This window comes from Saccharicrinis sp. GN24d3 (genome assembly GCF_052400645.1).
Classification (GTDB): Bacteria; Bacteroidota; Bacteroidia; order Bacteroidales; family Marinilabiliaceae; genus Saccharicrinis.
Window position 1 is genome coordinate 112,991 of sequence record NZ_JBQTGI010000007.1, and the last position, 12,016, is coordinate 125,006.

Genomic DNA, 12,016 nt, shown 5'->3' on the forward strand with positions numbered 1-12,016 from the left:
AGCTCTCTTAACCCGAATAATCTTATGGACAAGTCCGGGTTTCTGCAATTATTGATTAAGTGTTTTATTATTGTATAGATAAATCAAACTCGTCATCTCCCATCACACACATTCCTGTTTCCTCCGAACAGGTCTGAAACTCAAATTCTCCTGTTACCTTCAAAGGCAGTTTTTTTATGAGAATAGTCTGACGCATCTCAGCTGTATTTTTGAAATAGCTGATGTCCCCCTCCCAAATATCGTCGTATTTTTTATGGGCATTAATTGGCCTTACCTTTCCCTCTCTCTGATAAGATGGATTTTCCTGAAACTCAAAAGAAATTAAAATCGGCCCAAGATCCGGGTCGAAATCATTTGAATATACATACCAGGTATTATCAATAGTGGCCTTAAAAACGACCTCAACCTTATCACCCACCTTCACATCTTTCTTTGATAGTTCAACCGTCCATTTAGCAGGTTCCAAAATTTGACCTACTGCCAATCCTTGAAACAACGTCACTACTAAAAAGGCAATTATTACTGATTTAATGCTCATTTTTTAAATTTTATTTGATGTAGTCTTTGTTTAGTATTTAAAAGATTATAATCCTCACTACACGATGCATTTTAATATAAGACAACCAAAAACTAAATTAGGGTGAATGATGGTTGCAGAAATACGGCAAACCTGATAAAATTCATAATCTTGTCCACATTAGGGGCACGACCTGGCGTAGTACTCTGAATCATTTATTTAGCCAATTCGATGAGCTGCTGTTCGTTTTGCATCCCCTTGACCAGACTTAATTGTTTACCGTTCGCATCGGCAAAAACCAAGGTAGGATATACCTTTACACCATATTGTTTTGCTACTTCGGGACCTTCGCCTTTTTCCGCATCAATTTTCAGGCAGATGTATTTTGTGTTGTATACCTTACCAACACTCTCCAAAGTAAAATATTTCTTGGCCATTACTTTGCATGGACCGCACCAGGAAGTATGAAAATCGATAAATAACTGTTTGCCTTCTTTCTGCGCTTTGGCTTTTGCCTCGGCAAATGTACCGTGGAAAAACTCGATCCCCTGTGCCTGTATGTTATTGGCAATTAACATCATAACCCCTATAAAAAGTGCTAATTTTAGATTTTGCATGACTTATACGTTTTAAAAGACTCTATTGTGCTTTTTATTGAATGTGCTAAATAATATAATACAATGCGTAAAATGGGTTAACATTTGGTTAATAATAAAAGTTTCAAGGTTAATTAAGGTTAATGTTACAGTCGGCCGTACTCACAGAGCAGCACCAAATTTATGGTTTAACCCGGATTATTTATAAAGAGTTATGTGATGAGCATTATAAACTATAAAAAACCCCGACAAGAAAGCCGGGGGTTATTATGCGCTGTAATCATACCAATCTATATCCCTTCAATGGTTTGTTTAACCACTACGCCTTCTTTTACAAACACTTCAAGCATAATGTTAACCGTGCTATTGGCAGGATTTGTGGTTCCAGATAATTCGAACTCAATATCATCAACTGAACTTCCTCCAACAATAACATTATAAAACAAGCTATTCAGAAGGTTGACACCTGCTTTGATTAAATCTGAAGAAAGAAAAACTTTGGTGGTTTGGTTGGGTATTGGAATGGTAAGGTTTTTCAGTAAGTTTTGCGATCCGGAATTTTCCGTTCCCACACTTAAATCCACAGTAACTGATTCGGCCGTATTGCCAGACAGTTTTGTTATAACAATCCAAATACCTTCGGTGGTTACATCTTCAATTTCACCATCTTCAATTTCCAAGTCGCTTATAGCATCAAGAATATTGAAATATGAAATAGACTCTTCTTCCTCAAAATATCCCTGTTCGTTAATCGTAAAAACCGAACTTTCCTCAAAAGAAGGATACAATCTGATGTCTTTTTCTTCACATGCATTCAAAAGTAACACACCGCATATAATAATTGCTAATTTTTTCATTTTAATTTAGTTTTATTGAGGTTTTACTTTTGATTAATTCCTATCCCTACACCAATGGCAAAGGTGTTTTGCTTAGCCACATTATAATCGCCGTGCAGTTTTAATGGGCCAAGGTTAAGGCTAAGTCCCAGGGTCATCCTTATGGTATTATCTGCGTCCATCTCAAACTTAACTTTATCGCCTTTTTGTGGGGCTTCATTTGAATTGCTGGAACCTTCGAAGGTATATTCCACGTCAATTTTACCACTTTCGTAGGCCAACCCGCCATAAAAGGTAACTAGGGGAACTGCAAAACTTGCTTGTACATTGATAACATTGGAGCTGGCATCTATATATTCTCCAATGTTAAAGTTCTGACGGTAATACCCAACTGCCATACTCAACGGTAACTTTGGAATATACTGGTCGATACTATGGCGCAAACCCCAACCCAACAATTCAACATCACCAAAATCCTCAACGTTAGTAGAAATCAACCTAAGCGTAAAATCTGTTCCGTATAAGGAGCCAATGGTTAATTGGGGCATGGCAAGAGGAAAATAACTAACATCCAGTCCTGCAGGTAGATACTGGCTAAGTCCATTCTCGCTATTTTCAACCAAAACGCCCTCGGTGGGTCCAAAAACCGTAGGGGCATTGGGTACATCCCTAGGGCCTCCGAAGGCAGGGTCATCAATATGGGCGGTAAATGTTTTGGCACGGCCCGGAATGACAGCTACTTGACCTACAACTCCCATATAAAGCTGAAAGCCCATCTTTTTTATCTTGGCATTATGAAACAATCCGCTGTTTAAATCAGCAGAAAAGGCATCGGCAAATGGTTGCAGGTACATTTCGCCGTTTTGGGAAGTATACTTGGATAGATAATCTTCCAAATCTTGTGCTATCAGCCACAACGGACACAGCATCAAAATAAAAACAATTGCACATTTTCTCATACCGCATTTATTTACATGTTTTTGCATGTAAGAAGTTAATACCGAAACAAGAGCAAATCAATACCTACTTTGATAAATGGAGAAATTTACAAGATGAATGTGCCTGTAATTGTGATTTAAGGAATCGAACTTATTTTCAGGAAAGTTATGTAACGAAAAAAGCCCTGCTAAAATAGCAAGGCTTGGATAGTGCGTAATTACATTGAAATATCAACTCTATATTTTCTATATCGTTAAGCCAATTTAACGTTTACCGCATTTAATCCTTTTTTACCTTCTTTAAGCTCGAAGGTTACTTCGTCGTCTTCCTTGATATCATCAATAAGACCGGTTACGTGAACGAAATACTCGTTGTTAGATTCGTTGTCTTTAATAAATCCAAAACCTTTGGACTCATTGAAAAATTTTACTGTTCCTTCTTTCATAATAAATTGTAAATAATAAACCAATATTACAAATGTATCATTTAAAGTTGGATATCGACAAATAAAAATTAAAAAAACAGGCTATTCTACATTAAATTTATGCAAACTTCAAACTAGCTATATATCAGACTGATAAATATTACATTATTTTCTGTCTTATTTTTCCGAAAAAAAAGAATCCGGTGAAGTTTAGCGCTACCCCGGACAAGCTACAAACCAAACCAGTTTTGCACTACACTCCTATATTGTATAAATAATGATTTGGTCATTGCTCCTTTCAATAAAACTTTTTGGCAAGCTTAAGATTGCGGAATAGATCTTGTTTTAATTAAAACAGGTCTGTGCATTATTATTGGAAACCTTTGCCAAATAAAGGTTTTAGCCCATAAAGCTGCATACAAAATAGTAATAAGGCCGGTAAAAATGTTACAATTATGTAGGATGAAATGAAAAGGAGGTAATATGTCGATTCAAAATGCAAAAAAATTTATTGAACGGGTTAAGGATGATACTCACTTTAGAAAAGAGATGTACAAGGTAAAAGGCCTGGACGGTCTTAACCAGTTTTTAACAGAAAAAGAACTGACTTTTTCCGAAGCCGACTTTGAGGAGGCATACAGCATGATGATGTTTAAATGCCAATTGGCAGAAGAACATGACGAACTGGAAAATACAGTCAACCTGATTAAGTTGGTTGTAGTATGATATTTTTTAACGCGAGATTAATTTACAATTAATAGATTATTCATTTAAAATTCAATGCCATGAGTTTAAATTACAGACCATTGGGATATGTGATGGAAATTTTAGAGTCAGTCGGACTGCCCGTATCCTATAGTTACGACGATCTTGTTTTTGTGGAGAACAATTCAGTTTTAGTTAAATTTAACGATGAGGACGAAAAAATGCTATACTTATATTTTAACAAGGATTTAGATTTAGATGCCGCTTACGAAATAGAAAAAACATTGATGGAAGCCGGGCTGGATAAAGGATATTCGTTTGTTAATTCGGGAAAATATTCGGTACGTCAAAAAGAGGAAGCCAAGGAAGAGTTGGAATTAGTTTTTTTGAATTAGGGAATTAGAGATTAGCGATTGGCTTTTAGCTTGCAGCTAAGGGCTAATTGCTAAAACCTCTTATCCGCCAGGCCAATTCCATTAATTTTCCGGTACAAATCGAGCGCGTAAACATCGGTCATGCCGCTAATGTAATCCAGTACCGATTGCAGTTTTTGATAGGGGCTTGCTTCTAATCCAACAGAATACTGATTAGGTATAAACGGTAATAGCATCTTCGAATATTTATCTTGGGGGTTTAGCACGGCCTTGGAAAATTCGTGCAACAATGATCCTAATATTTTAAAACCTGACAGTTCTATTTCAACCACTGATTGATGCCTGTAAATATCATTAAAGGATATCTCGGAGCAATTCTCTGCGGCTTGTTTTGTTTTGCCCTCCAAATGATCGATCAAACTACCAGAAAAATTCCCCGACATGATGCGATCATAATTAGCCTTGAATATCTGCGTACAACAACCTACCAGTTTGCCGATAACCGAAGCCCGGATAAAAGAAATCTGTTCGTTGGTATCGGTCACCTCTGTGCTTACCTCTTCAATTCTATCTCTTGTAGCTTTATCCTCATCTTCTGCCAAAAAAGCCAATAATATTTCCTTGGTTTTTACGGTGTCTAAAATCCGAAGCTTATGGGCATCTTCCACATCCATTACTTGGTAACATATATCGTCGGCCGCTTCGACCAGGTAAACCAGAGGGTGACGACAATATACCCCCGGTTCAGTCTCAATTAATCCAAGCTCTTTTACTACCCGCTCAAACATTTCCTTCTCTGACTGGAAAAAACCATACTTCTTTTTAGATTCAAGGCCTGAGGCATAGGGGTATTTTAAAATAGAAGCCACCGATGAATATGTTAGTCCAAATCCACCTTTTCTTCTTCCTTTAAATTGATGGGTAAGAAGACGAAATGCATTGGCGTTTCCTTCGAATTCAATCAGGTCATTCCACTCGGCATCACTAATTACATATCCATCCTTCAGTTTTCGCCCGTCTCCTTTTACAAAGTATTGCGAAAGTGCAGACTCTCCCGAATGACCAAAAGGCGGATTACCCATATCATGCGCTAAGCAAGCAGTAGCCACAACACTTCCAATTTCGTTTATTAGGGTGTTTTTGAGCCCTTTATTCTCCAACAAAAACGCTGCGATATTATGTCCCAACGAACGTCCAACACTGGCTACCTCCAAACTGTGCGTTAATCGGTTGTGCACAAAGACGCTTCCTGGTAAGGGAAAAACCTGGGTTTTATCCTGCAGTCTCCTAAAGGGTGATGAAAAAACCAGACGGTCATAATCGCGTTGGAATTGAGTTCGTTGGTGCTGTACGGTATACACGCGTTCTTCCTGTCCGGTGCGCTTTGTCGATAATAATTGATCCCAGTTCATATTAATAAATTACTGTACGGTAATCCTTCATTTTTTTGTCGAGCATTTTTGCCTGTCCATTGGTTACCTTATCCATTAATGCCCAAAAGCCCTTTCCATGGTTTTTTTCAACGGTGTGACATAGTTCGTGCAATAAAACACTGTCGATTAAATGGTCCGGCAAGCGCATTAAATGAAGGTTAAGGTTGATGTTGTTTACATGAGAGCAACTTCCCCAACGTGTTTTTAAATTCTTGATAAATACCCTGTTGTACGAAAACCCATGCTGTTGGGCCAATTGATGCAGGCGCTTGGGTAAATAGTTTTTGGCCGATAATCGCAAAGCTTCTTCTATTGCATATCGGATATTGTCCTGAACATTAGCTGATTTAACATCCATATGGCCGGGATATTCCACCGATAAGATACCATCTCTTAACTGCATTCTCATCTGCGAAAGCGGGGATTTTTTGATACGCAATGCGAATGATCGGGTTCTGAAATCTGTTTTTTCATCAAATATGGTCAGATCGTTTTCTCTTTCCTTCACCTTGGCCATGTTCTGCAAAATCCATTGCTTATTGCTTTCGACAAACTTAAGGGCCTCCCGGGGATGCATATCTACAGGTACAACAACCTTGACAGGCTCGAATGGCTTTAGCTTAATAGACAGTCTCTTTGCCCTTTTGCTTGCCTGAAACAACACAGGCCCCACCCCTTTTATGTCTATTAATTCCATACTTGCAAAATAAGCGAAATATGAAAGGAATCCCAATTAAAACAATAAAGTATTACCTGCATTAAAACATGTTCAATAACATACATATCCATATTTGTAGATATTGCAATATGCATATATTTGTATCCTTGAAAAATAAATGTAGACATAAACCCTGCACGCATTATATATTACACTGATAATGAATATAAAAGATAGATAATTATAAAATGAAATACGTAATTGTAGGAGGTGTTGCCGGCGGGGCTACCACGGCAGCCCGATTAAGAAGAGTGGATGAAAAAGCCGAAATAATCATGTTTGAAAAAGGCCCACATATTTCATATGCCAATTGCGGCTTGCCTTACTATATTGGTGGCGTAATCAAAGAACGGGAAAAACTGTTGGTACAAACGCCTGAATCATTTGGTACACGTTTCAACATTGATATCAGGGTGTATTCCTTGGTTACCTCCATTAACCCAGATAAAAAACAAGTCACCATTACATCGGTAAAAACAGGCGATAGTTATACCGAAAGCTATGACAAACTGGTTTTATCACCTGGAGCTTCCCCGGTAAAACCACCTATCCCAGGAATTGACTTACCCAATATTTTTACCTTACGCAATGTTCTGGATACGGACAAAATAAAAGCTTTTGTTGATGATTCAACACCTCGCACTGCAGTTGTGGTAGGAGCAGGCTTTATTGGACTCGAAATGGCAGAAAACCTGCATCATCGTGGTGTAAACGTTTCTGTGGTTGAAGCGTCCCCGCAGGTTATGAACATGATGGACAGTGAAATTGCAGCTCCCTTGCATCACCATTTCAAAGATAAAAAGGTTGGTCTGTTTTTAAAGGATGCCGTTACTGAGTTTAAACAGGTTGGCGATATCATTCAGGTAGCTCTTTCCAGCGGGCGGATTATTCAGGCCGATTTTATTATCCTGTCTATCGGTGTTAAACCAGATACAACTTTGGCCAAAGAGGCCGGATTAAAAATTGGCGAAACAGGTGGAGTATGGGTAGATGAATATTTACAAACTTCAGTTAAGGATATCTATGCAGTTGGAGATAGCATTGAATTCCCTCATCCGATTACGGGCAAACCTACCATCGCGTTTTTAGCAGGCCCGGCAAACCGTCAGGGCAGAATCCTGGCCGACAATATGGTTTACGGACACAATAGAAAATACAAGGGTTCAATAGGAACTGCCATTGCCAAGGTTTTTGACATGACAGCCGGAATAACCGGGATGACACATCGAGGACTTAAAGCCCAGGGCATTAAACACGATTGCACCATTGTTCATGCAGGTTCTCATGCCGGTTATTATCCCGGATCTATGCAGATGATGCTTAAAATTAGTTTTGATCCGGAATCGGGTAAACTATACGGCGGTCAAGTAATCGGATACAAAGGCGTGGATAAACGACTTGATTTACTGGCAACCGTTATTAAGAACAACGGAACCATATACGATTTACAGGAAATAGAGCATGCCTACGCTCCCCCTTTTAGTTCGGCTAAAGACCCGGTAAACCAAGCCGGTTACAACGCAGAAAATATAATAAAAGGTTTATTTAAGCCACTTTCGCCTTTTAATTTTCACAAAAGAATTAAAAAGGATGTTTTTGTTTTAGACGTTCGTACTCCCGAAGAATATGCCATTGATGCCATTGAAGACTCGGTAAACATCGAATTAGATAAAATCCGCGAGAATCTGGACCGTATTCCTCATGACAAAAAAATAATGATTTATTGCGGGGTGGGGTTACGCGGATACGTAGCCGCCAGAATTTTAAAGCAAAGTGGGTTTGCGGAAGTCTTCAATCTTTCGGGAGGTTTAAAAGTATATAAACAAGCCATGGCTGAACAATCGAATGCTATCTTTTTTACCCATGACCAAATCCAAGCTGAAGATGTAAAAGCAGAAATGCCGAAGATCGAGGTCAAGTCGATGGCCGTTGATGCCTGTGGCTTGCAATGTCCCGGCCCTGTGCTAAAACTTAAAGAAAGTATTGATTCCATTGAATATGGAGACAGGCTGGAGGTAAAGGCTACTGACCCTGGATTTTACAATGATGTTGCTTCGTGGTGCAAGGTAACCGGACACCGCTTGGTGAAAAGGGAAAACAATGCAGGGGAAATTACTGCCATCATCGAAAAATTTAAAAAAGATTCCGAAAACAGCACGCTGCCAAAAGCAGGAACCGACCACAAAACCATGGTGGTGTTCAGTGACGACATGGATCGCGCATTGGCTTCCTTTGTTATCGCCAACGGAGCTGCCAGCATGGGCAAGCAAGTAACCATGTTCTTTACTTTTTGGGGACTTAACGTTATAAAAGATATTAATCGACCCAAGGTCAAAAAGGATATGATGGGCAACATGTTTGACAAGATGATGCCCGGGCATGCCGGAAAGCTGAAACTATCGAATATGAACATGGGTGGTATGGGTCGTCGTATGATGAAACTTCGCATGAAGGACAAAAACGTGGATGCACTGGAAACCATGATTCATCAGGCCAAAAAAAGTGGCATTAACATGATTGCCTGTCAAATGAGCATGGACATCATGGGTGTTCAACAAGAAGAGCTGATTGAAGGTGTTAATATTGGTGGAGTCGCCAATTACCTTGAAGAAGCTGAGCAGTCCAATTTAAATCTATTTATCTAGAACATTTTGGTACCTTATCCCCGATATTTTGCCAAAAAATGGCAGAATATTGGTGCTAAGGTACATACGTAAAATTGATAATATATTATTTTTTTACCAATTAACAGGCAACAATAAAGGGTTATCTTATCAGGATTTAAACATCCAAAAAATACCTTACTGTTTTTATAAACAACTCGGTTTGTTCTGCATGAAGCCAATGACCAGCATTAGGAATATCGGCCAATTGTGCCGAGGGGAAATATTTGCGTACCTGCTGCATGTCCTCATCCAGCACGTACGTTGAATTAGCACCCCGAATTAATACGACTGCCTTCTCTTCAGGAAACGCTTTGGCTGCTTCAAATTCGGCAACGCCATCCATTATTTTAACCAGGTTATTGGAGATAGCTTGAATATTCAATTTCCATTTCAATTGTTTATTCGGGTCTCTCCCGATATTTTTTAGCAAAAACGAACGTACCATTTGGTTTGGAATTTTGTCCTTCAAAGCTTTGTCGATCGAACTTCGCGATGTATATTCCGATGGATTAATCGAGAGCAAGGCATCAACAATAGATCTGTGATCATTAGTAATTTTCGCATAGTTGCTGAAACTACCATACGATTTTGGTGCAATGTCCAGAATCACCAGTTTCTCTACCAAATCCGGGTACTGCAAGGCAAAAGCCATAGCGGTTTTTCCACCCATGGAGTGTCCCATAATTATAGTTTTGTCCAGCTTTTGCTGTTGCATAAAACGCTTGATGTCATCCGCCATCAGCGAATAGCTCATATCATCGCAATGGGGCGATTGCCCGTGATTTCGTTGATCGATAATAAATATCCTGAACTTATCCTCCAACAACCTTGCTATGCTCAACCAATTGTCGGAAGACCCGTAAAGTCCGTGAATTATAACCAGGTTTGTATTTCCCTGTCCCAGTTCCCGAAAGAATAGTTCCATAATCGTATCATTAAAAAAACGGTTCTTCACTTGCACTATGCAAACAAACAACCGTTCCTGAATATTTTCTGTTTCAGAAATTCACTACAGCCTACGCAACTGCTGTTTGTATAGCTGTATCGTTTTCTCGAGACCCATATACAGTGCATCACAGATTAATGCATGACCAATTGATACCTCCGCCAAAAAAGGTATTTTCTCAGAGAAGAACTTCAGGTTCTCCAAGCTCAGATCATGACCCGCATTGATTTTCAGCCCTCCTTTTCTGGCCATTTCAGCAGCTGCAACAAAGGGGGCTACTGCTGCTTCCCTGTCTTTAGCGTACATAGCGGCATAAGGCTCTGTGTACAGCTCTACCCTGTCGGCATTGGTTTTGGGGGCATTAGCAATATTAACCAAATCGGTATCAATAAAAATTGAAGTACGAATACCGGCCTCACTAAATTCAGCAATAACCTCCTGCAAAAAAGATTGATTCTTTATAGTGTCCCAACCTGCATTTGAAGTAAGTGCTTCCGGCGGATCGGGCACTAACGTAACCTGATTGGGCTTAACCTTTTTCACCAAGTCGATAAATTTCGCTGAAGGATAGCCTTCAATATTAAATTCCGTTACAATAATAGGCTTAATATCAATCACATCCTGGTACCGAATATGTCTTTCGTCCGGTCTAGGATGAACCGTAACACCTTCTGCACCAAACTCCTGAACATCAATGGTAGTTTTTAGCACGTTGGGTTGATTACCACCTCTCGAGTTTCTTAAAGTGGCTATTTTGTTAATATTTACACTTAATTTTGTCATCTTATTCTATTCTATTTTGTCATCATCCACAGGACGTTAGTCTAAAAGTCATAAATAAACCAATCAATCATTTGATTGTTTCATATTATGCAAGTAAATTTATCCTGAGTACTATAAAAAAAGGAGAAATCAAATGCCTCTCCTTCGTTCCGTTTAAAATGGCTCCAGCTAAAAGGTAGCAGGAAACAATTTAAATAGAACACAAAGTTAAGAGTATTTCTTGAAACTGTTGTATGTTAGCAAAAGATTTGATATCAGATATAGTTCCCGCATTACGAACCTCAGATTCCGGCCTGGATGCCTTGAACTGGATGGAGGTTTTTAGGGTCTCGCACCTGCCCATTGTCAACAACAAGCAGTTGCTTGGCCTGGTGACCGATACGGATATTTTTGACCTGAACAAACCCGAAGAACCGTTGGGAAACCATCAATTGTCGTTAACCGCCCCATACGTAACTTACGATCAACATATTTACTCTGTGATCGAAGTGGCTTCGAGACTGCAATTGACAGTGGTTCCGGTATTGACCAACCAAAAAGAATATTTGGGTTTGATAACGCAAACCGATTTGTTAAAGAATTTTGCCGATTTAATTGCGGTTCATACGCCAGGTGGAATTGTGGAAATAGAAGTGCCCTCGTATGATTATTCAATTTCCGAAATAGCCAGGATCATTGAAGACTCTGATACCAAAGTATTAAGCTTCTACCTGAACCATGACGAAAAAAGCGATACCTTAAAAATTACCATCAAACTTAACAGGGAAGACATAACCCCTGTGCTTAGAGCTTTTGACCGATATGATTATACGGTGACAGCCTCATATTCAGAACATAATACTGTTGATGAAATTATTAAGAAGAACTATGATGCCTTGATAAGGTATCTGAATGTATAAAGATAACCTGTGTAGTTGACATATTTCTTAATATATAAAAAGTTTAAAATTTTACTGTTTTGTTTTTTTTGCCTTTTCGCAAGCCAGCTACATGCAAATAATAATACGGTAGCTATCGATCTTTCCAAGGCTGCAGACACCCTGCTGGTTGCAAAAATATATTTGGCGGGCAATAAAAAA

13 protein-coding genes are annotated in these 12,016 nt (G+C 39.0%); 4 read left to right on the forward strand and 9 right to left on the reverse strand.

The features are described 5' to 3' along the window. Positions 1-67: 67 nt before the first annotated feature. The 5 genes from ACT29I_RS10020 to ACT29I_RS10040 form a co-directional block, all read right to left on the reverse strand. Entirely contained in the window at positions 68-538 is a 471-nt protein-coding gene (locus tag ACT29I_RS10020; RefSeq protein ID WP_430932546.1) for a protein-disulfide reductase DsbD domain-containing protein, read from the reverse strand. A 194-nt stretch (positions 539-732) separates the two neighbouring features. After that, entirely contained in the window at positions 733-1,134 is a 402-nt protein-coding gene (locus ACT29I_RS10025; RefSeq protein ID WP_444793346.1) for a thioredoxin family protein, read from the reverse strand. 269 nt (positions 1,135-1,403) lie between these two features. Further along, on the reverse strand, positions 1,404-1,970 hold the full coding sequence (locus ACT29I_RS10030) for a hypothetical protein (protein ID WP_444793347.1): 567 nt from the start codon (positions 1,968-1,970) through the stop codon (positions 1,404-1,406). 23 nt (positions 1,971-1,993) lie between these two features. Next, complete coding sequence (locus tag ACT29I_RS10035; RefSeq protein ID WP_444793348.1) at positions 1,994-2,908, reverse strand: DUF6588 family protein; 915 nt, start codon at positions 2,906-2,908, stop codon at positions 1,994-1,996. A 233-nt stretch (positions 2,909-3,141) separates the two neighbouring features. Continuing rightward, the gene (locus ACT29I_RS10040) at positions 3,142-3,333 is read right to left on the reverse strand and encodes a cold-shock protein (protein ID WP_430932543.1); all 192 of its coding nucleotides are present in this window, start codon (positions 3,331-3,333) and stop codon (positions 3,142-3,144) included. A gap of 462 nt (positions 3,334-3,795) precedes the next feature. Between ACT29I_RS10040 and ACT29I_RS10045 the strand changes: the two genes are divergently transcribed. Both ACT29I_RS10045 and ACT29I_RS10050 read left to right on the forward strand, forming a co-directional pair. Then, entirely contained in the window at positions 3,796-4,038 is a 243-nt protein-coding gene (locus ACT29I_RS10045; protein WP_430932542.1) for a Nif11-like leader peptide family natural product precursor, read from the forward strand. Between the two features lie 59 nt (positions 4,039-4,097). Next, positions 4,098-4,412, forward strand: coding sequence for a hypothetical protein (locus tag ACT29I_RS10050; RefSeq protein WP_430932541.1), 315 nt, complete (start codon positions 4,098-4,100; stop codon positions 4,410-4,412). Positions 4,413-4,462: 50 nt separating this feature from the next. Here the strand turns inward: ACT29I_RS10050 and ACT29I_RS10055 are convergent, their stop codons facing one another. Continuing rightward, positions 4,463-5,803 carry a deoxyguanosinetriphosphate triphosphohydrolase gene (locus tag ACT29I_RS10055; protein ID WP_444793349.1) on the reverse strand — a complete coding sequence of 447 codons (1,341 nt, stop codon included), beginning with the start codon at positions 5,801-5,803 and terminating at the stop codon, positions 4,463-4,465. A 1-nt stretch (position 5,804) separates the two neighbouring features. Beyond that, positions 5,805-6,521: a M48 family metallopeptidase gene (locus ACT29I_RS10060; protein WP_430932538.1), complete on the reverse strand. Its 717-nt coding sequence runs from the start codon at positions 6,519-6,521 to the stop codon at positions 5,805-5,807. Between the two features lie 209 nt (positions 6,522-6,730). On the opposite strand from ACT29I_RS10060, the gene ACT29I_RS10065 reads away from it, so the two are divergent. Continuing rightward, the gene (locus ACT29I_RS10065; RefSeq protein ID WP_444793350.1) at positions 6,731-9,187 is read left to right on the forward strand and encodes an FAD-dependent oxidoreductase; all 2,457 of its coding nucleotides are present in this window, start codon (positions 6,731-6,733) and stop codon (positions 9,185-9,187) included. 136 nt (positions 9,188-9,323) lie between these two features. On the opposite strand, the gene ACT29I_RS10070 is transcribed toward ACT29I_RS10065, so the two are convergent. Both ACT29I_RS10070 and ACT29I_RS10075 read right to left on the reverse strand, forming a co-directional pair. Further along, the gene (locus ACT29I_RS10070; protein ID WP_430932534.1) at positions 9,324-10,133 is read right to left on the reverse strand and encodes an alpha/beta fold hydrolase; all 810 of its coding nucleotides are present in this window, start codon (positions 10,131-10,133) and stop codon (positions 9,324-9,326) included. Between the two features lie 84 nt (positions 10,134-10,217). Further along, positions 10,218-10,937 (reverse strand): pyridoxine 5'-phosphate synthase, encoded by a 720-nt coding sequence (locus ACT29I_RS10075; protein WP_430932532.1) that lies wholly within the window; start codon positions 10,935-10,937, stop codon positions 10,218-10,220. A 233-nt stretch (positions 10,938-11,170) separates the two neighbouring features. On the opposite strand from ACT29I_RS10075, the gene ACT29I_RS10080 reads away from it, so the two are divergent. Beyond that, positions 11,171-11,836: a CBS domain-containing protein gene (locus ACT29I_RS10080; protein WP_430932530.1), complete on the forward strand. Its 666-nt coding sequence runs from the start codon at positions 11,171-11,173 to the stop codon at positions 11,834-11,836. Positions 11,837-12,016: the final 180 nt, after the last annotated feature.